20 protein-coding genes and 1 pseudogene are annotated in these 24,011 nt (G+C 42.3%); 2 read left to right on the top strand and 19 right to left on the bottom strand.

All coding sequences use genetic code 11. The annotated features are described in order from the left end of the window. Nucleotides 1-53: 53 nt before the first annotated feature. The 15 genes from N667_RS0106595 to N667_RS0106525 all read right to left on the bottom strand — a co-directional run bounded on the left by N667_RS0106595 (nt 54) and on the right by N667_RS0106525 (nt 18,231). Nucleotides 54-1,316 (bottom strand): PTS ascorbate transporter subunit IIC, encoded by a 1,263-nt coding sequence (locus N667_RS0106595; RefSeq protein WP_027408846.1) that lies wholly within the window; start codon nt 1,314-1,316, stop codon nt 54-56. A 20-nt stretch (nt 1,317-1,336) separates the two neighbouring features. Further along, the gene (locus N667_RS0106590) at nt 1,337-1,603 is read right to left on the bottom strand and encodes a PTS sugar transporter subunit IIB (RefSeq protein WP_027408845.1); all 267 of its coding nucleotides are present in this window, start codon (nt 1,601-1,603) and stop codon (nt 1,337-1,339) included. Nucleotides 1,604-1,617: 14 nt separating this feature from the next. After that, nucleotides 1,618-2,067 carry a PTS sugar transporter subunit IIA gene (locus N667_RS0106585; RefSeq protein WP_027408844.1) on the bottom strand — a complete coding sequence of 150 codons (450 nt, stop codon included), beginning with the start codon at nt 2,065-2,067 and terminating at the stop codon, nt 1,618-1,620. Between the two features lie 249 nt (nt 2,068-2,316). Next, nucleotides 2,317-4,104: an oligopeptide ABC transporter substrate-binding protein gene (gene opp4A / locus N667_RS0106580; RefSeq protein WP_027408843.1), complete on the bottom strand. Its 1,788-nt coding sequence runs from the start codon at nt 4,102-4,104 to the stop codon at nt 2,317-2,319. A gap of 16 nt (nt 4,105-4,120) precedes the next feature. Next, complete coding sequence (locus N667_RS0106575; protein ID WP_027408842.1) at nt 4,121-5,029, bottom strand: ABC transporter permease; 909 nt, start codon at nt 5,027-5,029, stop codon at nt 4,121-4,123. A 21-nt stretch (nt 5,030-5,050) separates the two neighbouring features. Beyond that, nucleotides 5,051-6,019: an oligopeptide ABC transporter permease gene (gene opp4B, locus N667_RS0106570; protein WP_027408841.1), complete on the bottom strand. Its 969-nt coding sequence runs from the start codon at nt 6,017-6,019 to the stop codon at nt 5,051-5,053. A 16-nt stretch (nt 6,020-6,035) separates the two neighbouring features. Then, entirely contained in the window at nt 6,036-6,962 is a 927-nt protein-coding gene (locus N667_RS0106565) for an ABC transporter ATP-binding protein (protein WP_027408840.1), read from the bottom strand. After that, the gene (locus N667_RS0106560; protein WP_027408839.1) at nt 6,949-7,971 is read right to left on the bottom strand and encodes an ABC transporter ATP-binding protein; all 1,023 of its coding nucleotides are present in this window, start codon (nt 7,969-7,971) and stop codon (nt 6,949-6,951) included. Before N667_RS0106560 ends, N667_RS0106565 begins: the two co-directional genes overlap by 14 nt. Nucleotides 7,972-8,267: 296 nt before the next feature. Continuing rightward, the gene (locus N667_RS0106555) at nt 8,268-10,373 is read right to left on the bottom strand and encodes a methyl-accepting chemotaxis protein (protein ID WP_027408838.1); all 2,106 of its coding nucleotides are present in this window, start codon (nt 10,371-10,373) and stop codon (nt 8,268-8,270) included. A 183-nt stretch (nt 10,374-10,556) separates the two neighbouring features. Then, nucleotides 10,557-11,729 (bottom strand): sugar ABC transporter permease, encoded by a 1,173-nt coding sequence (locus tag N667_RS0106550; RefSeq protein WP_027408837.1) that lies wholly within the window; start codon nt 11,727-11,729, stop codon nt 10,557-10,559. 1 nt (nt 11,730) lies between these two features. Beyond that, entirely contained in the window at nt 11,731-13,239 is a 1,509-nt protein-coding gene (locus N667_RS0106545) for a xylose ABC transporter ATP-binding protein (protein ID WP_027408836.1), read from the bottom strand. A gap of 71 nt (nt 13,240-13,310) precedes the next feature. Beyond that, a complete protein-coding gene (gene xylF / locus N667_RS0106540) occupies nt 13,311-14,390 on the bottom strand; it encodes a D-xylose ABC transporter substrate-binding protein (RefSeq protein WP_027408835.1) in 1,080 nt (359 codons plus the stop codon). A gap of 187 nt (nt 14,391-14,577) precedes the next feature. Beyond that, nucleotides 14,578-15,819 (bottom strand): response regulator, encoded by a 1,242-nt coding sequence (locus tag N667_RS0106535; RefSeq protein ID WP_027408834.1) that lies wholly within the window; start codon nt 15,817-15,819, stop codon nt 14,578-14,580. Then, a complete protein-coding gene (locus N667_RS0106530) occupies nt 15,797-17,248 on the bottom strand; it encodes a sensor histidine kinase (RefSeq protein ID WP_027408833.1) in 1,452 nt (483 codons plus the stop codon). Before N667_RS0106530 ends, N667_RS0106535 begins: the two co-directional genes overlap by 23 nt. Next, a complete protein-coding gene (locus N667_RS0106525) occupies nt 17,245-18,231 on the bottom strand; it encodes a sugar-binding protein (protein ID WP_027408832.1) in 987 nt (328 codons plus the stop codon). The genes N667_RS0106530 and N667_RS0106525 overlap by 4 nt, the downstream gene beginning before the upstream one ends. A 535-nt stretch (nt 18,232-18,766) precedes the next feature. On the opposite strand from N667_RS0106525, the pseudogene N667_RS20395 reads away from it, so the two are divergent. Beyond that, nucleotides 18,767-18,847: pseudogene (locus N667_RS20395) on the top strand (hypothetical protein); the annotation flags it as partial. A 185-nt stretch (nt 18,848-19,032) separates the two neighbouring features. Next, a protein-coding gene (locus N667_RS0106515) for an IS3 family transposase (RefSeq protein ID WP_156936092.1) occupies nt 19,033-20,192 on the top strand; the annotation gives its coding sequence in 2 pieces (ribosomal slippage) (nt 19,033-19,291 and nt 19,291-20,192; 1,161 coding nt in all). A gap of 63 nt (nt 20,193-20,255) precedes the next feature. On the opposite strand, the gene glpK is transcribed toward N667_RS0106515, so the two are convergent. The 4 genes from glpK to N667_RS0106495 all read right to left on the bottom strand — a co-directional run bounded on the left by glpK (nt 20,256) and on the right by N667_RS0106495 (nt 23,681). Beyond that, complete coding sequence (gene glpK, locus N667_RS0106510) at nt 20,256-21,746, bottom strand: glycerol kinase GlpK (RefSeq protein ID WP_027408829.1); 1,491 nt, start codon at nt 21,744-21,746, stop codon at nt 20,256-20,258. A gap of 17 nt (nt 21,747-21,763) precedes the next feature. Continuing rightward, entirely contained in the window at nt 21,764-22,588 is an 825-nt protein-coding gene (locus tag N667_RS0106505; RefSeq protein ID WP_027408828.1) for an MIP/aquaporin family protein, read from the bottom strand. Between the two features lie 168 nt (nt 22,589-22,756). Next, nucleotides 22,757-23,155, bottom strand: coding sequence for a sporulation protein (locus N667_RS0106500; protein ID WP_027408827.1), 399 nt, complete (start codon nt 23,153-23,155; stop codon nt 22,757-22,759). Nucleotides 23,156-23,429: 274 nt separating this feature from the next. After that, the gene (locus N667_RS0106495) at nt 23,430-23,681 is read right to left on the bottom strand and encodes a hypothetical protein (RefSeq protein WP_027408826.1); all 252 of its coding nucleotides are present in this window, start codon (nt 23,679-23,681) and stop codon (nt 23,430-23,432) included. Between the last annotated feature and the right edge of the window lie 330 nt (nt 23,682-24,011).

Raw genomic sequence — 24,011 nt, 5'->3', positions numbered from 1 at the left:
TCCCTAATTGATGATGACCCCGTCACCTATGTTTAGTCTAGAGAATCCTGATTTTATGAAAGCCATTGAATCAAATATCCTAACAAAATACCGACAATTCCAAAGTCCGAATCGCCAAATGTCGTGTTTTCAAAACCGAGCGAACCGAGAACTGGCAACAGAAGGGCTGGCAAAAATGAAATGAGAATTCCGTTCGCAAATGCTCCAATCACAGCGCCTCGTCTGCCCCCTGTGGCGTTGCCAAACACTCCGGCAGCAGCGCCTGTGAAAAAGTGTGGAATCAGCCCTGGAACAATCACTTTTAAGCCAACAGCCGGCAAAATAAACATTGAAACAATTCCCGCAACAAAGCTTGATAAAAATCCGATAATGACGGCATTTGGAGCATAAGGAAATACCGTCGGGCAGTCCAAAGCGGGCTTTGCATCTTTTACTACTTTATCAGCGATTCCTTTAAAAGCTGGAACAATTTCCGCAATCAACATCCGCACTCCGGCTAGCACGACGTAAACCCCAGCCGCGAACGTAATCCCTTGCATGAGCGAGAAAACTAAAAAGTTGACCCCACCACTTAGTTGCTTTTCAACAAATTCTTTTCCAGCTATCGGTGCAACAATTAAGAATAATACAGCCATCGTCAACGACATCGCCACCGACGTATCGCGCAAAAAGCCGAGCGATTTCGATACTTTCAAATCTTCCGTAGAATTCGCCTTGTTTCCTAAACGCTTTCCAATCCAAGCGGATGTAAAATATCCAATCGAGCCGAAATGCCCTAAAGCGATTTGGTCCGTTCCTGTAATCTCCCGCATATAAGGCTGCAGAATCGCTGGCATAAGCACCATTAAAATGCCAAGGATAATCGAACCAATTACAACAAGAGGAACACCGGTAACACCGCCTGTCGCAAAAACAGCGGAAATTAAACAAGCCATAAATAATGTATGATGCCCTGTTAAAAAAATGTACTTAAAGCGGGTAAACCGCGCAATTAAAAGGTTGACGATCATTCCAAACAGCATAATCATCGCTGTTTCTTTGCCAAATGTTTTTTGTGCAATCGCAACAATGGCCTCGTTGTTTGGAATCACTCCTTGAATATGAAACGCTTTTTCAAACATTTTGCCAAATATGTTGAGCGAGTTAATGAGAATGCCTGCACCGCCGCTGAGAATGACAAACCCCATAATCGTTTTCAGCGTTCCTGAGATAATATCAGGAATGCGCTTTCTTTGCAGCAAGAGACCAAAAAATGCAAATATCCCCACTAAAATGGCCGGCGAACCTAAAATATCCTTCATTAAAAAATCAAACATCCGCCTCTCCCCCTTTTCGTTTATACATACTGCCGTAAGACGGATTTCAATTCTTGCACATCAAAAATATTAGTGAGTCTGGCTACCGTTCTCGTTCCATCGTCAAGCGCATCCATTAAATCTTTTGCCCCTACATACAGATCGGCCTTCTCCGTCTTGCTTGTCGCAAGATCTGTATGCGAAACATCCGCTTCGACCCCTAGTTCTTCGAGTACACGTTTGACATTGAGTTCGATCATAAAACTGCTGCCTAGCCCGTTGCCGCACACCACTAAAATTTTTTTCACTTCCTCACCTCCTTTCATGAGCAATACGCCTCAAGCAGCGCTCCCACTTGTTTTTCGTTGTCTGCTTTCAATAAAAGGGGAAGAGCGTCTTTGTTTCCGAGCAATTGCGCCAATTCGGACAATGCTTTTAAGTGAGAATGATCGTCTGAAGCCGCTAAAACAATGACGATATGTACTTTATGTTCTTGCCTTTCTGAGAACGAGCAGCCGTTTTGGATTTTAAGAAAACTCATGCCTAGCCGTTTCACACCTTGCTCCGGTCTTGCGTGGGGGAGGGCAATTCCTGGAGCAATGACGATATACGGTCCCATTTCAATGACATTTCGCACCATCGCCTCAATATACTCACCCGTAATATAATCATTGTTTAATAGTGGCTGAGCCGCTACTTCAATGGCGTGTTTCCAATCACTTACATTATCGACAAATTGAATATGGGATGGGGGAAGCAAGTCGTTTAACATCGCATCACTCCTTTCTGCCTTGCAAGAGAGTTATTAGCAACGGGGACGGAACATCAAAGGAGATAAAAAACGGTTTATTTTATATGATATTTATGAAGGACTCTAGAAAAATATTAGTTGATAATCTGTTGTGTCGGAGATTTTACACAAGCTGAAGTACTTCTTCTTTGGAAGAGCAAAACATGGGCATATATAATAAGGGGCGCCCCCTCCATATGCGGGGACGCCCCTTTTCCATCACTTACACGTTTATTTTTCGACTTCCGGTGTTTCTGATGTGACACCGACATCTTTCCAAGTTAACTTAGAACTTGGATCGACTGTAAAGTTTTTGACACGCTTGTTGACTGCGAAAATTTGTGAGCGATATAACGTCGGAATGACAGGTACTTCTTCATTCATTAATGCTTGCCACTGGTTATAAATGTCTTTGCGGTATGCTTTATCAAACGCTTGCTCCGAATGACCCTTTTCTAACAATTCATCATTTTTCTCATTGACCCAGCGCGAATAGTTGAACATCACATTTCGACCGTACAATCCGTATGGATCGACATCCGTTCCCGTTGCCCATGCGGCCGCAAACACGTCCACTTTCGGGTCATCTTTTTCAACCATGTCATAGAACGAGTTGAATTCTGCCAATCGGCCGTCAACAAGCTGTACATCCAAACCTACATCTTTCCAGCATTGCATATAAAATTTCGCTAATGGCTCAGCAATGTCAGACCCACTCATCGCAAGGAAATGAATTACAAATTTCTTTCCATTCGGATCTTCGCGAAGTCCGTCTCCGTCCTTATCTTTATACCCTGCCTCATCCAATAATTTTTTCGCTTTTTCCGGATTGTAGGAATACCCTTTCGCATTTTCGTCGTGATACCCTGGGAAGGATGGTGGAATAAGCGTCGTTGCCGGGAAGCGCAGACCATGGTATAGTTTATCTCCGACCGATTTATTGTCAATGGCGTACGCCATCGCTTGGCGAAGTTTTTTGTCTTGGAACTTCGGATTATCCATCACATTTTCTTGTTTTTTCGCATCCCAATGCCCGAGCTTAAATCCAATATAGTTGTAGGCTAAATCAATTTTTCCGATGAATTGAATATTTTTTGTTCCTTTGGCGCTGACATATTGATCCGTTGGGAATTCCGCTAGATCAATTTCGCCTTTTTTCAACGATTGAAGCACAACTTTTGGATTGACGACTTTAACGATGACGCCTTTTAAATTCGGCTTTCCGCCGTAATAATCATCGTTGCGCACAAGTTCAACCGACTCGCCCGGAACTATATTTTTCACTTTGAACGGTCCGAAACCGATCGGGTTTTTGCGGATTTTATCAGATTGCGCCAATTGTTTGATCGGAATGTCTTTTAAATAATGCTTCGGCAGCGGATACGCCCAAATGCCCGTTAACACCGATGGATTCGCATGCTTATATGTGATCGATAGCGTTTTGTCATCAATAATTTTAATGCCGGAAATGTTAGGCGCTTTTCCTGCGTGATATTCATCCATGCCGACAATGTCCTGGATTAGCGCATCTCCGTAGCGGACGCCCGTGTAATCTTTGTTGCCGATTACTAAATAAGCGTATTCTAGGTCTTCCGCTTTGACAGGTTCCCCATCGTGCCATTTCACGTTATCTTTAATTTTAATTGTGATCGTTTTTTTGTCAGGTGAAAGCTCATACGTCGCGGCACCGTCGTTCGTAATTTCATAGTCCCCGTTTGTGCGGAACAATGACTCATCAAAAAACTGCAAAATTTCTGCATCTGGCTGCCCTGTGTAAAACGCGTAGTTGAGTGTCCCTTCAAACGGCGTGTCGGAAACAAGCCCATACGTCAACACCCCATCGACGACTTTGCCGTCGTTTTTGACGGTCATTGGGAAGTTGCCAATCGTTTCTTTCTGCGCGGTTTGCTCGTTCTTGTTGTTCTTTTCGTTGCTGCTTGTCGTGTTGCTTGTGCAAGCGGACAATAGAAGCGAAACACCAGCGAGCACACTCAAAAACTTCCAATAACGCTTTTTCACTTTTTCTCCCCCTTTTTTATCCTAATCGTTGTCTTGCATCAGCCGCACGTTTCAACGCTTGGCCGATAAAGTTTATACACAACATCATCACTAAAATAAGCAATGATGCAGGTAACCATACCCACCATTTATTTTGTAGAACATCGGGATTTGTCGCATAGCTGACCAACGTTCCAAGACTCGGTGTGCTTTCCGGCAAGCCAAAGCCTAAATAACTTAATCCAGATTCGATCCCGATATTTCCTGCAAGATTTAACGTTAAATTCACAATGATAATCGAGCTTAAATTCGGCAGTATTTCCCTTGAAATAATTTTCCAATCCGGCGTACCGAGCGTCTTCGAGGCGCTCACATAGTCTAATTCCCTTTCCGCAAGCGTTTTTGCACGAATCAGCCGCGCCTTTCCCGTCCATAAAAAAGCGCTCATGATCAGGATAAAGGTGAATACGTTGTATTTCGGCACAATAGCAACAAAGACGATCACCAGCATTAAAAACGGTAAAACGAGAATAAAATCAATAACACGCATAATGATGTTGTCAATCACTCCTCCATAGTACCCAGCAACTAAACCGACTATAAGACCAATCAAGCACGAAATGAGCGTAATTGCCAATCCAATCGTAAAAGAATTTCTTGCACCGATAATAAGTTGACCAAAAATATCTCTTCCTCCGTAGTCGGTACCAAGCCAATGTTCTGAAGAAGGCGGCGCATAAATGGAAAGCAAGTCGACCTTTACAATCTTTTCTTGATCCAAAAAAATAGCAGAGCCATAGACAACTAATAAAATAAGTGCAAGAAGAATCATAGAAACAAGAGCCAATTTGTCTTTCACAACCTCACGCCATAATATGGATAGACTTGAAGGGCTTTTTTCAATTTGAATTTCCGTCTGCTGTGAATGATTTAATTCCGTTTTCATAATTACACCCCTCCATTTCCGCTACTCGATTCGGATGCGCGGATCGACAGCGCTCAAAATAATATCTGACAACAGCGTTCCGATGAGGGTGGCAAGCCCTGAAATCATGACGAGCGCCGTTACAACGCTATAATCGCGTTGCATAATCGACTGAAGAAATAGCTGTCCGATTCCTGGATAACTAAAAATTGATTCTAAAAATACCGAACCGCCAATAAGGCCGGTAATTTCGTAGCCTAAGAAAGCCGCAATCGGCAAAAAGGAGTTGCGCAAAATATGGCGCGAGTAAATGCGCGATTCCGGCACTCCTTTCGCCCGCGCTGTTTTAACAAAGTCTTTCAGCTTCGTATCAATAATTTCACTACGCAAATACTGAATAATCCCCACGGTGCTAATAAGTGCACCAGACAAAGAAGGCAGTAGAAGGTGGTTCATTTTATTGATGTAATAATCAAACGTTCCTTTTTCTATTTGAATATCGACACTTCCTCCAGTCGGGAACCACCCCAACTGAAACCCGAATACAAATAACATAATCAGTGCGAAAATGAATAATGGCGTGGCAAAGCTGACATAGCTATATCCAACGATCAATTTATCGGCCCATGAATCTTGCCAGCGGCCTGAAACCACTCCTAAAGGCACGGCAATCAAATATGTAAGCACCAGAATGCAAGCGGATAACAAAATGGTGTTTCCCATTCTCCCGGCCAGCAAATCGGTTACAGGCTGTTGATGAATATATGAAAGACCAAGATCTCCATGCAGCAAATTTTTAATCCACCTTGCATATTGAACATAAAACGGATCGTTTAGGCCGAATTTTTCTCTCATTTCCATTAATGTTTTCGCGTCCATTTTCGGATTGTTCGCTAATTGCCCTGTCAGCGCGTCGCCCGGCATGGCTTTTGCCAAAAGAAAAACAAGAACGCTTAGAATAAACAGCTGAGGAATCATCATAACAACTCTTCGCAATATAAACTTCAGCATATAACAACTTCCTCTCTCACAGAATGGCAACGGAGTGCGTTTCGGAAATGCGCTTTAACCGATACGCTTTCCCGTCGTGATTAAAGTATTGATGGAAAGAGTTCGTATATTCCTCTTCGACTTGTTTCCGAAGCGCCAATTGCTCTTTCCGCTTTTGCGGATCGGCATTTGGAATTGCTGAAATCAGCCTTTTCGTATAAATATGTTGAGGGTTATTAAATATTTCTTCGCTCGTCCCCTCTTCTACAAATTGCCCTCGATACATAATACCGATGCGGTCACACATATGACGGATAATCCCAAGGTCGTGACTAATGAAAAGATAAGTTAGCTGAAACTCTTTTTGAATTTCCTTCATAAAATTCAATACTTGCGCTTGTACCGACACATCGAGCGCTGACACAGGTTCATCGGCGATGATTAATTTTGGGTTCAGCGTCAAGGCGCGGGCAATTCCAATTCGCTGCCGCTGCCCTCCGGAAAACTCATGCGGATACTTATATATAGAATCCGCATGCAGCCCTACTTTTTCGACAAAATACTGCACTTTTCGTTTTTCCTCTTGAGGCGATAGTCTTTCAAAATTTCGCAGCGGTTCAGCAATAATATCTAGTACTCTCTTTTTTGGATTTAAAGAAGAATACGGATCTTGAAAAATCATTTGGATATCTCTTCGATAACGGGAGAATTCACGGCTGCTCAGCTTCGCAATATCTTTTCCTTCTAGTAAGATTTCTCCTGCAGTCGCCTTAATAAGCCCAATGACGGTTCGGCCTGTTGTTGTTTTTCCACATCCTGATTCTCCTACTAATCCATACGTCTCTCCGCTCCGCAATTCAAAACTGATGTCATCTACAGCACGCACATAATCGTTGACTCTACGAAAAAAGCCTCCGCGTATTGGATAATACACTTTTAAATGATTGATTTTAAGAAATTCCATATTCCATATCCCCTATACGATCATGTGGAAAATAAAAGTTTTTATAGCATGTACAACGTACAAAATGGCCTGGTTCTACTTCTCGTAAAATCGGTGTTGTTTCGTGTGCGGATTCATCCATCCAACTGATTCTTGATTGAAATCGACAGCCTGTTCTTGGGAGTTTTGGCAATGGTGGAACAATTCCTTGGATTACATGAAGCTTTTCTCTTGGAGTTTGAACGGAAGGAATAGAGTGTAGTAGCGAGCGTGTATAAGGATGCAGCGGACGACTAAACAGCGTATATACATCCGCTAGTTCAACAATTTCACCAGCGTACATCACTGCCACGCGATCCGCCATTTCAGCGACGACGCCTAAATCGTGGGTAATTAAAATAATTCCTGTATCCAGTTGTTGTTGCAACTCCTTTAACAGCCCTATAATTTGTGCTTGAATGGTAACATCCAGTGCCGTTGTCGGTTCGTCGGCAATAATAAGAGCCGGGTTGCAAGCGATGGCAATTGCAATGACCACGCGTTGCCTCATTCCCCCTGAAAGTTCATGGGGATAACGGTGGTATGTTTGCTCAGGATTTGGAATTCCTACTTTTTTTAAAAGTTCTAGAACCTGTTTGCGTTTGTCCTCGGAAGAAAAGGACGTATGATAGTCCATGCTCTCCTCAATTTGCTTTCCTACCTTCATTAAAGGATTCAAAGCAGTAAGCGGGTCTTGAAAAATCATGCCGATATCCTTTCCGCGAATCTGATTCAATTCATTTGTGGACAGCGACAATAGGTTTTTCCCGCGAAATAAGATCCTTCCCTCTAACCTTGTTCTTTCTTGCGGATGTAAGCCTATAATAGAAAGAGCTAACACGCTCTTTCCACATCCTGACTCACCTACAATAGCCAACACTTCATTTCGATGAACTGTGAGGGAAACATCATCGACCGCAGCATAGAACTCGTTTTGAATGCGAAACGAAACACGTAAATTTTCGATTTGTAAGATCGGCTCATTTAACAAAAAAACCACCTTCTATCAAAAAATGGATCATAATAAATTAACAGAATATTTATACAATAATATATTATTACAATTGCCCAAAAATATCAATAATTAATGGAATACCTTCCACTAATATGAAATTTATACTTTTTATTGTAAAAATCTAATCAATAGTTGACCGTTGGATGAATTTCTCTCACCTACACGTCATTTCAAGGTGGGAAACTTCTCGACGGAGACGTTAAATCCCCAAAACAGCCCTTGCCTATAAGAAAATCCCCTTCCATATCAGGTCGATAGGAAGGGGATTTATGTTACAGTTTAAACCGTTCAACAGCCTCAAATAGATCTTGCGCTTTACTATTAAGCGACTGAACGGACGAAGAAATTTCTTGCATCGAAGCTAGAAGCTGCTCAGCGGCAGCAGCCACCATTTGCGTTTGTTGCCCCGAGTCTTTTGAAATTTGCTCCGTTTCTTGAATCGTCGTTGAAAGATTCTGTAGCGACGCTTCCATCATCGAAAGCCGCGAAGATACCTCGTTAATCTGTTCAGTAACCGCACCAGTCGATGTCAAAATGTTTTCAAAAATCGTTCCAGTATGGTTGGCAACAGCAACTCCTTTTTCTGCTTCTTGCAGCACGTGCTCCATGGCCACCATCGAGTTGGACGTATCATGCTGGATTTCGCTTAAGAGCTTATGAATTTGTTTGGCCGATTGCGACGATTGCTCAGCGAGCTTACGAACTTCATCAGCCACAACAGCAAACCCTCTCCCTTGCTCTCCTGCCCGTGCCGCTTCAATGGCTGCGTTTAAAGCAAGCAAATTTGTTTGCTCTGCAATTGCTGTAATCATTTGCGTCATTTGGCCAATGTTGTTCGAGCGCTCATACAGTGTTTGAATCAAATGCGACGATTGTGACACGAGTTCATTTACATTCGACATTTGCTGGATCATTTGGCGCACGGATGTGCTCCCGTTTTTCGCTTCGTTCGTCATCTCGATCGAAGAAGAAGCTACTTGTCTTGCGCGATCTGAAATGTAATGAGTATCGCGCAACAATTCGTGAATCGAAAGGGTGTTTTGTTCCGCGTACTTTAACTGCTGTTCAGCACCGACAGCAACACTTTCGATTGTCGTTGCCACTTGTCCCGCCGCTTGCACGGTCTCTTCCGTAATGGCCGTTAACTCTTCCGACGCCGCGGACACTTCTTCAGTCATCTGTTGATTTACGGAAATAATCGAACGGAATGATTCAATTAATTCGTTAAACGAGCGCGCAATTTGTGAAAATTCATCATTGGTGCGAATATTCATATGAACCGTTAAATCCCCTGTCGCAGCTTGCTTCATATTCGTTTCGATCATTGCGATATGATCTCGGACAGAGGAATAAAAAGCAATGAACAGATAAATCATTAATGCGGAAGCTATTGCAATAATTGAGATGGTCGTCCATTTACTCACATTAAGAGAATGATAGCGCTCATTAATCCGCTCTTTTAAAAGATTCACGCTAAATTTAGCTGTTTCATATAATTTCTCATGCGCCTGATTCGTCTTCTCATACATATCTTTCGGCTGGAGCGACACTTGACCGACCATTAAAAATTCCTTATCCATGATACCGGACATGCTGATGACTTCTGTCATGGCTGCGTCTTTGTATTGTTCGAACTTGTTTTGCAGCTGTTTATCATCGACAAACATCATCGCTGCCGAACGATTGAGAGCATTCAAAGAGTTGTCAATGGCATTTAAGAAGTACGTCATTTTTGATTGGTCCATTTCGTACATTTGCGTGCTCAACGCAATTTTGACTCCAAGCGCCTGTGCTGAACTGATCAACTCCGTCAATGATGGAATTTTTTCCACCACCACGCTAGCGAGATAGTTGTTATCAATATTATTGTCAAGCGTTAAATTAGAACGGTCCGCCACATTCATCATCATGTCTATTAAACTCTCAATAATAATGTTGTGGCGCGAGACTGTTTCATCCATTGTATATGACGTCCATCCCCCCTTCATCTGCTTCCAAGTTTCCATGAATTCTTTCCATTGTTTATTAATCACGAATAAATCACCGTATGTTTTTTGGGATGTTTGTATATGCTGAACTGCCTTGTCCAATTCTTCTGTTGCTTTTTTGATGCTTTGCTCGCTTGACGAGTCACCGGAAAGATAAAGCAGCGTATATTCACGGTGCTTTTGCAGTGCATGCAGTCCGACTAAAAAGTCTTCGATGTACAGCAAGCCGATTTTCTCTCTTTCAGCGAAGCTCGATTTTTCCGACAACGAGCGAACATAAAACGATCCAATCGTAACTAGAGAAAAAATAAAGATAATAAATAAGAGCATAAATTTCTTTCCGAATTTTAGCCGATTTAGCAGCAGCTCCCCTAGCCGAAATAGCCGCATCTTGCTCCCCCACTTCCTATGACCGAGTTATTTTTTAGAAGATTTAGATTAGTTTTTATTTTATCAAAAAAGCAACAAAATGAAAAATACTATTTTCATAACTAAAAGTTGAGAGAATCACAAAAAATACAATCCCCCTGTTCTTTAGAACAGAGGGACGGCTTTCAATAAAATGATGCAAAATTAATGTGCTTGTTTTTTTCGGCTGGCAATATCAATCCATACAGCAAGAACAAGTATACTGCCCTTTACAATATATTGCCAAAACGTTTCCATTCCTAATAACGACATGCCATTATCAAGCGATGTCATTACCATTGCTCCTATGATCGCTCCCATAATCGTACCTGATCCGCCCATGAGCGAGGTGCCACCGATCACACAAGCGGCAATGGCGTCAAGTTCATACATTTGGCCTGCGGAAATCGTGGCAGATGAAAGGCGTGCCGTCAACACAAGCGCAGCAATGGCTGACAATAGTCCAGTGAACAGAAAAAGCACCATCGTATGACGTTGAATGCGGATTCCAGATAGACGAGCCGCTTCGCTATTGCCGCCGATGGCATAAACATGCCGCCCAAATGTCGTTTTATTGGCGATAAAGGAAAAGATAAGGGCGAGGCCAATGACAAAAATAATTGGAAACGGAATCCCTTTATAACTATTCATCGTGAGTACAAAAACCACGATTAAAGCACTGACTAACATTACTTTCGCTACATCCAATGACAGCGGCGCCACCCTAAAGCCGTACCGCTCGCGTGATTTACGCTTTTTTATTGTAGATATCACAAGAGCAGCAATCGCCACAGCGGCAAGGATGAGCCCGAAACTATTCGTAAAATAAGCGCTTCCTAGTGCGATAAAATTGGCATCGGAAATTGGAATCGTCGTCGATTTCGTAATTCCCATCAACGCGCCGCGAAACACCATCATTCCACCAAGCGTCACAATAAATGCAGGAATGGCGCGATAAGCAACAAGCCATCCTTGTACTACTCCAATAAGGGCCCCGGCCGCTAACGTGCCTATGATTACCACACTCGTCGGCAAACCGAGCCAATTGCTCAAAATAGCAGCAAGTCCGCCTGTCAGTCCAACGATAGAACCGACGGAAAGATCAATGTGCCCGGCGACAATGACAAGAACCATTCCGATCGCCAAAATTGCCGTTACAGACATCTGCGTAAATAAATTCGAAAGATTGCGGGCGCTTAAAAAGGTATCGTTTAAAAGTCCGAAAAAAATCCAGATCGCGATCAGCGCTCCAATCATCGTATAAGCACGAATATCAATTTTGCCAAACATCCGCTTTCTTTCGAATGGACGTTCGTTAATGACCGTTTTTACTTCCATGCTATTTCCCTCCTGTCGCTGCCATCATAATATTTTCCTGTGTCGCTTGATCATGGGTAAACTCCCTGACAATTCTCCCTTCACGCATGACAAGGATGCGGTCGCTCATTCCTAATATTTCTGGAAGTTCCGACGAGATCATAATAATTGCGACACCCTCTTGCGCAAGCTTGTTCATTAAATGGTAAATTTCATATTTTGCTCCGACATCAATGCCTCTTGTCGGTTCATCTAAAATTAAAATTTTCGGCTTCGCCATTAGCCATTTGGCTAAAACTACCTTTTGCTGGTTTCCTCCCGACAACGTCCCGACTGGCGTTTCGATTGAAGATGTTTTTGTTTTTAATTCATCGACATATTTTTGGCTCCATTTTAATTCCTCGTTTTGATTAATAATGCCGAATTTGCTGATCTCCTTTAAACTCGCAAGCGTTGTATTCGTTTTGACGTCCATGCCAAGCACAAGACCAAGGCGCTTTCGGTCTTCTGTCACAAGAGCGATACCTGCACGAATGGCATCTTGCACAGAACGAATGCGTACTTCTTTTCCATTAATCTGTACACTTCCTTCTGCTTTCCCTTCATAGGCACCAAATAGGCTCATCACGAGTTCGGTTCTCCCCGCCCCCATTAGCCCGGCGATGCCGATAATTTCTCCTTTTCTGACCGATAAATGAACGTTATCGTTCACTTTTACAGGTTTGTCTTTATGCCACACGGAATAGTTTTTTACTTCCAGAACGACTTCTTTTGGCTTTCGTGCTACATACGGATAACGCTCCGTTAATTCCCGCCCTACCATTAGCGAAACAATTTGATCTTCATTTGTTTCTTTGCGCGATAATGTCGCAATCGATTTGCCGTCGCGCAACACTGTGATCGAATCCGCCAAACGAAACACTTCGGGCATTTTATGAGAAATATAAATACATGCCACTCCTTCGTTGCGCAGTTGTTCTAAAATGCTCATCAAAATTTCGACTTCGCTTTCCGTCAATGCGGCAGTCGGTTCGTCTAAAATTAAAATGTTTGCTTGTTTCGCTAACGCTTTGGCAATCTCTACAAGCTGCTGCTGCCCAATGCCTAGCGATTGAATTTTTGTTTGCGGCGAAATGTTCAAACCGACTTTTTGGAGCCATCGTGTTGCTTCGTAGTACAATTCATCCCATTGAATCACACCGAACTTTTTCGGTTCACGGCCGAGAAATAAATTTTCACCGACAGTCATTTCTTTAACAAGAGCAAGCTCTTGGTGAATAATGGCGATCCCGGCTTTTTCCGCATCAACGATATTTCGAAATCTCATCGTCTGCCCGTGGATGCGAATTTCTCCGGAATAGCTCCCGGCTGGATAAAGCCCGCTTAACACTTTCATTAAAGTAGACTTGCCTGCTCCGTTTTCACCGCAAAGAGCATGGATTTCACCTTTTTTTACTTTAAAACTAACGCGATCAAGCGCCTTTACTCCAGGAAACTCTTTTGTAATCTCGAACATTTCCAACGCATACATCCGATTCACCCCCGTTGTATCATTCTCCTTTAAAACAAGGGTCTGGCACTATATGCCAGCCCCTTGTTCTTTTACTGCTTCGGCCATTTGTCTTTCGGCACATTTTTAAAAACGTCTTCAAGCTTTTGGTAGCCATCTTTAATAACGGTATCTACAATGTTATCTTTTGTAACAGCAATCGGATTAAGTAAGACGGAAGGAACATCGATCTTTCCGTTAGAAACGGTTTGGTTCGTTTCAATTTTTTCGCCTTTCGCCACCGCAACTGCCATTTCCGCTGCCTTTGTCGCAATATCTTTAATCGGCTTGTACACTGTCATCGTTTGAGTCCCTTCAACAATGCGCTGAAGCGCCGCAAGTTCTGCATCTTGGCCCGACACCGGTACTTTTCCTGCTAATCCTTGAGCGGCAAGCGCTTGAATGACACCGCCAGCCGTTCCGTCATTCGCTGCTACAACGGCTTGAATGTTATTGTTGTTTGCTGTTAAAGCGTTCTCCATATTTTTTAATGCTTCCTCTGGCTTCCAGTCTTTCGAGAATTGATCGTAAACAATTTTAATATCACCTTTTTCGACAAGTGGTTTTAATACATTCATCGCACCTTCACGGAATAAGTGAGCGTTGTTGTCCGTATCCGCGCCGCCGATATATACATAGTTTCCTTTCGGTGCTTTCTCCACGATCGCTTTGGCCTGCATTTCACCGACGCGCACATTATCAAATGATACATAATAGTCAACATCTGCATTTTTAATTAATCGATCGTACGAAATCACTTTAATGCCTTCTTTATGCGCCTTTTCGACAATCGCTGCCGATGCCTCCGCATTATGCGGGACGACAACCAGCACATCCACTCCCTCAGAAATTAACTGTTCCGCTTGACTTAGCTGCGCCGCATCATCACTGTTAGCGGCAAGCGTTTTCACCTCTGCGCCAAGTTCTTTCGCTTTTTGTTCAAACAGTTCCTTATCATGCTGCCAACGCTCTTCTTTCAGCGTGTCCATTGAAAAGCCAATTACAATTTTGTCATCTTTTTTCTCCGGTTTGCTGGCGGCCTCATTTCCTGAAGAAACGACACCGCACGCTGTAAGAGCAGACGCTAAAACAAATGTTGCTGCCCCTTTTGCTGCTTGCTTCCACCATTTCACTTCATATTCCCCCTTTAATTGCATCTCTTGATCACAAATTCAGAATAGCACGAAAAAAGAAACCGTTTTCTTTTGACTTTCTTCACTTCTTTGTCCCATATTCGCACAAATAAAGCGCTTTCTTTTCAGACTGTAAAAAGCAATTAGCATTTTTTTGTTCTATAACAAAAAAATACAGGCAATCGCGTTACGATTGCCTGTATTTTTGCTGCCGATATTCTTTTGGTGTCATATTAGTCATTTTTTTAAACACCCGGCTGAAATAGTTTGGATCTTTGTAACCGACATCGTAGGAGATTTCTTTTACATTCAATCGCTCATCATGAAGCAGCTGCTTCGCCTTTTCAATACGCAAGTTCGTGACATAATCAATAAACGTTTGGCCCGTTTGTTTTTTGAATAGCTTGCTAAAGTAATGGGGCGTAAGATGAACAGATTGCGCTACCTCTTCAAGCGAAAGGTCGCGATGATAATTTTCCTGTAAAAACTCCTCCACTTGCTCCATCATTGAAGGACGTTTTTCGCTAGCAAACGGTTGCAACTCCCCTGCGTTCGCTGTCAACGGTACATCGCGAATATGCTGCACCCTTCCAAAAGACGGCTGGTAGTAAAGCGCCAGCATGGCCTCTTTATAGGACTGCTTTAAACCTTCGACGCCGTTTTGAATCGTGCCGATGCCAATTTTGACCCCTGTGTCCAGCGTTTTTTCAAGTTGCTTCATAAGCTTTTGCGCCAGCGGAATCGCTTTTTCATCTGATTCGTTATCTATTTTGACAAAAGCAGCGAAGTGATGGTCAATAAGCGGACTGCACAAACATTCCCCGATTCTTTTTACATAATACCGAACAGTTTCGACTGTTTTCCTTCGATCGGTCAACGCTTGTAGCTGAATCGCTAGCGCAAACCCCGCTTCTATCTCCAATGGCAGCATTTGCTGCTTGTCAAAATCATCAATCCGCTCCATTAGAAATAACGTGAATGTCGTTTCGCTCAGCGTGTAGAGCTGAGCAAGTTTTTCCTTTGTTTCAAGCTCCATTTCACGCGCTTTTTTTTCGGCGGCAATTTCAGCTGTTAGTTTTTCAAGGACGGAAATGATATGTTCTTTTTTGGCGGGCTTTAATAAATAGTCGCTCACTCCTAAAGAAATCGCTTCTTTTGCGTAAGTAAAATAATCGTACGCCGTTAAAATGACCATTTTCGTTGCCGGATACATTTTGCGAATTTCGGCGATTGCTTCAAGCCCATGAATGCCGGGCATTCGAATATCCATAAAGACAATGTCCGGCTGGTGCCGTTCTACCTGTTGGATGGCGCTGCGCCCATGCTCGGCATGGAATATCATAAACTGATTTGGCAGCATCCGCTCAATCATTAATTGCAGCCCTTCCCGCTCTAGCGGCTCATCATCAGCAATTAACAGCTTGTACACCTTTTTCGCCTCCTTTCCGTTTTGGCAATGTGAGAATAATAGTCGTTCCTGCGCCTTTTGCGCTTTGAATATCAACGACATGTTCCGTTCCATAAAATAATTGCAATCGGCGCAATACATTGGTGACTCCTAGTCCGGTGGAACGTCCTTTTTTAGAAAAAGAAGAGGAAGATAATTGCAAAATGGCTTTCCGAACATCTTCTTCCATTCCCGCCCCATTGTCCGCAATCGTTATTTGTACATGATTAGGTTTCGAACGAATCGATAATTGAATCAATGCCCCGCACTCCATTCCCTCAATCCCGTGGACAAAAGCGTTCTCCAATAACGGTTGCAGCGTTAAACACGGAATCACTTGTTCAAGGCATGCTTCATCAATATCGAGCTGAAACGCAATGCGCTCGCGAAACCGAGCCTTCTGAATCGCAAAATATTCTTGTGCATGTTCCACTTCATCGCGAAGCGTGACTGGTTCGTCGAGCTTGCGCAAGTTGTAGCGCAATAAATTGGATGTCGAAACCGTCAGTTCGCTCGTCTTTTCCGCTCCTTCAATATAAGCAAGCTTCGAGATGACATTTAACGTGTTAAATAAAAAGTGTGGATTAATTTGACTTTGTAGTGCTTTAAGCTCCAATTCTCTCACTAGTTTTTCTTTCTCCAATATTTCCATATTTTTCGAGATTGAAATGCGCAAATTTTCAATCATTTTTTGAAATGTTTTGCCAAGGAGCGCAATCTCATCATTCCCCTCAACAGTTGGAATGTGAGCATCGAGTTTTCCGGCTGATATTTGTTTAGCGGCATGCACTAGGCGGTGAATCGGAATGACGATCGTGCGCGATAGCCAAATGGCAAAGATAATACTTAAAAACGTCGTTAAAATGAACAGGATTCCGCCAAGTTGGTTCATCTGCCCGATATCGATCAGCAACTGCTTATATACAGGCTGGTAGACACTTAATTCTAAATCGACGAGCGTCTGGCTGTCTTCCCGAATGAAAGTGGAAATTTTCTCGATTTCGCTGAACTGCTCTGTATAATCGGAAGACCGTTTATCAACCAGCTTTTGAACGATCGATTTCTCTAAATCAATAAATACTCCTATCATATTTTTATAGTTTTCTAACGTTAATGAATCGTTTCCTTGCAGATGAAGGTGAACTAGCGCCTTTTGTAAACGTTCAAGCTCTTTATGATGTTGAAGCAACGAACGGTAATCTTTTTCATCTTGATGAATGAGGTAGTTGCTTAAAAAGCGCAAGTTTTCCTGCGTCTCAAATGAAAGTTGTTTGTACAAAAAAATGCGCTGCATCATCACATCATAGCTTTCTTGTACCTTTTTCCCGCTTTGAAAAATGAAAAACGCAATCAAATTTAAAAGTAGTACAAGCAAGGGGATAAAGATAAATAGCTTTGTGCGTATTTTCATCGATCCCCCTCCATCCAAACGTTTGTTTTATCGACAACCTTGGTATCCGTAAAATGCTCTTTATTGATGTTTTTTCCCGATAAATACTCGACCATTAATTCGACCGCAGAAAAGCCCATATCGTATGGCTTTTGGACAACGGTCGCAGCAATTTTTCCTTGCTGAATTGCTTGCAATGTTTCCTCGACATCATCAAATCCAAAAATTTGGATATCATCTCGATGTAAATTTTTAGTTGCCATTAAAATTCCAACTGCATCAAGAGCACTCGTGCCGACCATAACCGAAATGTCGGGATGGGCACGCAACATGATTTCTGCTTGGATTGATGCTTGGGTACGGGAAATATTAGAAGAAGCAACAGCAGCAATCTTGAATGATGGATGTCGCTCGATGACAGATTTAAAACCTTGCAAGCGAAGTTGCTGGCTTTCCGATGCATCGCTCCCTATGATCACCCCAATTTTCTTTTTACCAACAGCACGTGAAACGACTGTTTCACCGAGCAACTGTCCCGCCGCAAAATTGTTCGTACCCACATAGGAGAGTCGGCGGCTCATTGGGGCATCCGTATCGATGGTAATAACAGGGATATGCTCGTCCATCGCTTTATTAATAAACGGGGTAAATCGCGAGTCATTTAAGCTTTGGACAATAATTCCATCGACGCGGGAAGCGATCGCTTTTTCCAACAGTTTTATTTGTTCATCTATACTCGTCCGTAGTGGCCCGATATATTCGACGTTGATATGATAATATTTTGCTGCGTCTTTCGCCCCTCGTGCAATTTTTCGCCAATATGGGTTATCAAACTCTTGGGAAATTAAAACAAAGTGAGGCTGTGAGGAAGAGGGACGCGCAGTCTGCCGCAATTGTTCAACCGTTTTTTCGATTCTTTGCGTTGAGATAACAAAGTGGATCAAAACATATAGGAAAAGAAAAAACATACAGATTAAGCTAATAGTCCATCTTTTATTTGTCATATGCTTCACCTAATTTTACTATAATTTGTTTCGAAAACGGTTACAAGCAAAAATTGTAACGGCTCAACAGCTGATGTTTTAATGAATTCATTACTAGAAGTCCGATACTTTTCCAACTCATTTACATTTGATCTTTCCAGTAAATCCGCTTACTTTCCTTACTAATTGTCTTCCGCTGCTATTTAGAAACATGTCTCCTTATAGTTGGTCTATCAATAATATTCTTATTGGTTATTTAGAACATAGTTTTGTTAGTTAATATTATTTACAGAAAGGTACTAGTTTATTAGTAAAATCTTCATTCTATTTTCTGATAAAAATCGTGGCAATATAGTCACACATTAATTGACGCAGCAGTTATTTATACTACATAGATTGATTGTTCGTTTATCATAAACAACCGAGAAGACTTCCGCCTCACAGATGAAAGATGAATCGCTCGCCTTTTGTGCATCGAGAGTTCGTTGAGTACAATTGGTGATAAACTGTCCGGCGTCCAAAAGGAGGTGAACACACTGCGCTAGTTCAAAAAGCCCATCAATTTCTCCTCTACCCTGTGAAACAACAAGAACACCTCATCATCGACACGTTCGACTGCGCTCATTTTTTTGTTTAACCATTTTCCAGATCAATCGAATCGCCTCATCCAATACCACTGGCATACTACTTAAAGGAATTCAATATCTTCACTAAATGAAAAAGAGAGGGATGCAAAATGGTATTATCCCCTACAGGTAGACAGTAAAAAAAGAGGACATTTGATATGATGTTCTTAGGAGTCTACCTGGGAGGAGATTTTTTATGGCTAAAAAAGGACAAACCTTTAACTCATATTCAGAAGATCTGAAACGTGAAGTCGTTCGTTTGAAATTAGAGGAGGGCTGGTCTTATCGACAACTCCGTGAACGTTTTGGAATTAAGAGTGATGCTCAGATTGCTGAATGGGTGAAGAAATTTCAACGTGGCGAGTCTTTTGAAGATCAACGAGGAGTATGGACTCGCAAACATTTTTCCAGTTTGGAAGAGGATAACGCGTATTTGAAAGCACAGGTGGAATATCTAAAAAAGCGTCATCCAAATCTACACAGGAAGGAGTGGTCTTAAAAGCGGAAAGGTTTCTCATAATTGAGGAGCTATGGAAAAAGCACCCACTGGCATGGTTGCTTCAAATTGGCGAAGTTTCCAGAGCTGGATACTATAAATGGCGTAAAAGTAGATCCAAAAGAGTATTACGTCTGGAAGAAGATCTTCTGTTGAAAGAACATTTACTCGCCATTCATAAGATTCATCCGTACTTCGGATATAAACGAATGACAAGGGCATTATCCAGAGAAGGGATCATTGTAAATCATAAACGTGTACGACGTTTAATGAGGGGGCTAGGTATAAAATCGGTGATTCGGAAGAAACGATCTTTCTACGGCATTAGAGGATCTGTGATATTTCCAAATGTATTAAACCGTGAATTCTATGCGGAGATTCCGTTCCAAAAACTCGTAACGGATATTACCTATGTGCGTGTTGGAGATACGTTTGCTTACTTGTCAGCGGTTTTAGATTTATATAACAATGAAATAGTCGCATGGGAACTATCTGAAAGAAATGATCTTCATTTGGTATTAAACACCCTGAAACAACTAGAGGGGAAGCCGTTTGGCAAGAATGCTCTCCTTCATTCCGATCAAGGATTTCAGTACACGACCCAATCATATGAGAACCAGCTCAAAGAACTCAAGATTCAAGGAAGCCATTCGCGAAGAGGAAATTGTCATGATCATGCATGTATCGAAAGTTTCTTCTCACATTTAAAGACAGAGAAGTTGTATTTAGTGCGCCCCCAAACGATCGAACAGGCTTATCAGGCTATTCAAGAATATATTCATTTTTACAACCACAATCGTTTTCAAGAAAAATTTAACGGTCTTTCCCCGATTGAATATCGAGAAAAGACCGCAGCTTAATATACTCTTTTTTTCATTGTCTACTTGACAGGGTTATGTGCAAATTCTCCTCTCTTTTTCGTTTTATTTAAACGCCATCGCTGCTTTTACAGCTTTTTTCCATCCTTCGTATAATGTTTCCTGCTGCTCTTTGCTCATGTGCGGCTCAAATTGGCGCTCGAGCTGCCATTGAGCGGCAATTTCCGCACGGTCATTCCAGTAGCCGACAGCCAAGCCCGCTAAATATGCGGCGCCAAGCGCAGTCGTTTCATTAATGACTGGGCGTTCGACCGGCACTTGCAGCATGTCGCTTTGAAACTGCATAAGGAATTGATTGCGCACCGCTCCTCCATCAACGCGCAGCGTTTTGAGAGAGATTCCCGCGTCCGCCTCCATCGCTGTAAGCACATCTTTAGTCTGGTAAGCTAGCGATTCGAGCGTCGCGCGAATAAAATGTTCCTTCGTTGTGCCTCGCGTAAGCCCAAACACCGCCCCGCGCACATCGCTGTCCCAATGCGGTGTTCCTAAACCAACAAAAGCCGGAACAACATACACTCCGTCGGTGGAAGCGACTTTTTCAGCATACTCCTCGCTATCAGACGCTTGCCTAATCATTCTCAGCCCGTCGCGGAGCCATTGAATCGCAGATCCTGCAACAAAAACGCTTCCCTCCAAAGCATATTCCACTTTTCCATCAATTCCCCATGCGATTGTCGTTAACAGCCCATGCTTCGACTCAACCGCTTTTTCTCCCGTATTCATTAGCATAAAACATCCTGTACCGTACGTATTTTTTGCCATTCCTTCCTCAAAACACGCCTGACCAAACAGCGCTGCTTGCTGATCGCCAGCCGCCCCCGCTATCGGAATTTCATGGCCAAAAAAATGATACGGGACCGTTTTGGCGTACATTTCTGAAGAAGAACGCACTTCCGGAAGCATCGATTTCGGGATGTCCAAAATGCCGAGAATGTCATCATCCCATTTTAATTCATGAATATTAAATAAAAGTGTTCTTGAAGCATTTGAATAGTCCGTCACATGGGCGCGACCGCCGGATAGCTTCCAGATCAGCCACGTATCAATCGTTCCAAACAACAAATCCCCTTTTTCCGCTTTTTCTCTCGCCCCTTTGACGTTGTCTAAAATCCATTTTACTTTTGTTCCTGAAAAGTACGCATCAATCAACAATCCCGTTTTTGCTCTGATCAATGGGTCATATCCTTGCTCTTTTAACTGCTCGCAAATATCGGCTGTTTGCCGAGACTGCCATACAATCGCGTTGTAAACAGGCAGCCCGGTATTTTTATCCCACACAACCGTCGTTTCTCGTTGATTGGTAATTCCGATGGCCGCGATTTGTTCCGGTTTGACGGACGATTCCGATAAAGCGCTTGCAATAACCGCTAAAATCGACCCCCAAATTTCGTTCGCGTCATGCTCAACCCAGCCTGGCTTCGGAAAATATTGCGTAAACTCTTTTTGCGCAATATGCACAATTTCCCCTTTTTTGTTAAATAAAATCGCCCTTGAACTCGTCGTTCCTTGATCTAACGAGAGAATGTATTGTTCCATAAAAAATCCCCCTTTGCCTACATGAAGGCTCTTTTTTGTTGTCTAAAAGAAGTTGTTTTTCTTTGCGAAAGAGAAGTAATCACTAGCAAAATCGCAACGGCAATGAGCAACCCCCAAAATGAAGCAGTCACTTTTCCTAAAAAAACAGCTTTATAAAATAACCCGCCAAGCGATCCCCCAAACGCAGGACCTACGACAGGAATCCATGCATAAGACCAGTTGGAAGAACCTTTACCGGGAATCGGGAGCAACCAATGTGCAATCCGCGGTCCTAGATCGCGCGCTGGGTTAATCGCATATCCAGTGGTCCCACCTAACGACAAGCCAATTCCCACAACAAGAAATCCAATGATAAACGGATTGAGTCCATCTGTAAATTTATTCGCTCCGATCGCTAAAATTCCTACAACTAAAATAAAAGTACCGATCATTTCACTCAGCAAGTTGGCAAACGGATTGAAGATGGCAGGGCCTGTTGCAAACACTCCAAGTTTTGTGTGCGGGTCGTTCGTCTCTTTCCAGTGGGGCAAATAATGTATAAATACGATTACCGCCCCTACGATTGCCCCAAGAAGCTGCGCCAAAATATACATTAGGGCGTTTTTCCAAGGAAAATCTCCACTGAAAGCGAGCGCAAGCGTAACGGCTGGATTTAAATGAGCGCCGCTAAATCGTCCGACTGCGTATACAGCAATGGCTACGGCCATCCCCCATCCAAATGTAATCACAATCCAACCTGAATTTTGCGCAAACGATTTTTTTAAATTCACTCCAGCGCAAACCCCGCCACCAAAAATGATGAGCAAAGCTGTACCGATCAACTCTGCTGCAAACGATGCCATCACTTACATCCTCCCTTAGCTTTGATTTATGGAAAAATGAAAACCCACACATCTCCCCTTATATAAGGAATATGTGTGGGTCTCCATTTTCTCCGCCACGTTTATTAACTTAAGTTTAATATAACAAAAGATGTAAAATTTGTAAATATATTTTTTGGATTATTCATTCTATTCAGAAACAATTTGAATGTAGTCAAAATCAAGCGTATCAATCGCATCTTCAATGTGCAAACGTGTAATAAAGCGATAAGAAACCCCCGGCTGCGACGGGGTAATATGTTCTGGAATGCGGTAACAAAACGGCAAAAACTTCTTTTGCTCCGCTTCAATCATGAACTCTCCGGCAACCGGAATCGTTGCAATTACCGTATCTTCCTCTTTACCTTCCCGCAACATTTTGCACACGAAATCCACGTCAAGCTTCATGATCTTCTGATCAACTGTTCCGCCGCGAATATAAAGTTGACCGTCAATCATATCTCCAGGCTTTAATACATTTTTATTTAAAAGCAGGTCTACATACGCGGATCCTACCCCTAATTTGGACATCATTTTGCGCAAAAGCATCTCCTGTCACCTCTTTTTTCGAATTCTGCATATTTTGCTTGCGTTTTTTATATTAAAATTCTCATATCGCTGCTCTTTTTCTGAATTATATAGATTCATATTATAGACGTTTAACAAACATCCTTGGTTTTACCATTGCGGCGATGTAATGAAAAAGATAAAAGACCTATGTCGCTCTTTGGACAAAGGTCTGCACGTTTATTTTTCAAAAATGGTAACGCTTCCAACACCATCTTTTCTTTAATTTATGTGATCTTCTTTTATTTGTCAACCATTATTCGTACACATTTTGGTTTTCAATGACATAATCTATGCGAATTACAGGAATATCATGATGTTCGACTTCTGCTACAATCAAGCCGACCCGGTCATTATAAATGCAAAACATTTTTTGTCCTTTTCGAAAAGCCGTTTCGCCGTATGAAAGAACCATATGATAAAGTTTCCGGTTATCAAAATGGCTTTCTTTCACTCGTTTTCCTAAATGAATAATCACTTCTTTTCCAGCAATATTCCCGCGATACATACATGCCTCCCCCTTTGCGCTCGTATTATCAATGTATGAACATTACCATATACTCATGCTCATTTTTCCGCTTTTATTAAGATGATTCTACACACAAGCCTCATTCCCTCTTCTTGAGAATATTTCCAAGAAATTTGTAAATTTTTTCTGAATTCCGTCCTCTTTTCCTTGACGATGCCGCTACATTAGTGTATAGTAGAAACATCATTTAACAGAATATATTTCAATCGTGCAGCATGGACGCTCACCTTAGATTGCTGTGGAGTATATTCCGTTATTTGATAAAAATTTTTTAGTTAGCCAAAAGGTGCTAAAGGTATTAGGAGGAAT

This window comes from Anoxybacillus tepidamans PS2 (genome assembly GCF_000620165.1).
Classification (GTDB): domain Bacteria; phylum Bacillota; class Bacilli; order Bacillales; family Anoxybacillaceae; genus Anoxybacteroides; species Anoxybacteroides tepidamans_A.
This window is presented reverse-complemented; position numbering and strand designations above follow the sequence as displayed.

Bases quoted from the DNA above. Each gene is read 5' to 3' on its own strand.
- N667_RS0106585 (WP_027408844.1), bottom strand. From the start codon at position 2,067: ATGTTAAACGACTTGCTTCCCCCATCCCATATTCAATTTGTCGATAAT.
- opp4B (WP_027408841.1), bottom strand. From the start codon at position 6,019: ATGCTGAAGTTTATATTGCGAAGAGTTGTTATGATGATTCCTCAGCTG.
- N667_RS0106545 (WP_027408836.1), bottom strand. From the start codon at position 13,239: ATGTATGCGTTGGAAATGTTCGAGATTACAAAAGAGTTTCCTGGAGTA.
- N667_RS0106495 (WP_027408826.1), bottom strand. From the start codon at position 23,681: ATGTATCGCGGGAATATTGCTGGAAAAGAAGTGATTATTCATTTAGGA.
- N667_RS0106500 (WP_027408827.1), bottom strand. From the start codon at position 23,155: ATGCTTTTGCGCAAAATGATGTCCAAATTAGGGGTAGGATCCGCGTAT.
- N667_RS0106525 (WP_027408832.1), bottom strand. From the start codon at position 18,231: ATGACAAATAAAAGATGGACTATTAGCTTAATCTGTATGTTTTTTCTT.
- N667_RS0106595 (WP_027408846.1), bottom strand. From the start codon at position 1,316: ATGTTTGATTTTTTAATGAAGGATATTTTAGGTTCGCCGGCCATTTTA.
- N667_RS0106555 (WP_027408838.1), bottom strand. From the start codon at position 10,373: ATGCGGCTATTTCGGCTAGGGGAGCTGCTGCTAAATCGGCTAAAATTC.
- glpK (WP_027408829.1), bottom strand. From the start codon at position 21,746: ATGGAACAATACATTCTCTCGTTAGATCAAGGAACGACGAGTTCAAGG.
- N667_RS0106575 (WP_027408842.1), bottom strand. From the start codon at position 5,029: ATGAAAACGGAATTAAATCATTCACAGCAGACGGAAATTCAAATTGAA.
- N667_RS0106550 (WP_027408837.1), bottom strand. From the start codon at position 11,729: ATGGAAGTAAAAACGGTCATTAACGAACGTCCATTCGAAAGAAAGCGG.
- N667_RS0106565 (WP_027408840.1), bottom strand. From the start codon at position 6,962: ATGGAATTTCTTAAAATCAATCATTTAAAAGTGTATTATCCAATACGC.
- N667_RS0106505 (WP_027408828.1), bottom strand. From the start codon at position 22,588: ATGGCATCGTTTGCAGCAGAGTTGATCGGTACAGCTTTGCTCATCATT.
- N667_RS0106530 (WP_027408833.1), bottom strand. From the start codon at position 17,248: ATGAAAATACGCACAAAGCTATTTATCTTTATCCCCTTGCTTGTACTA.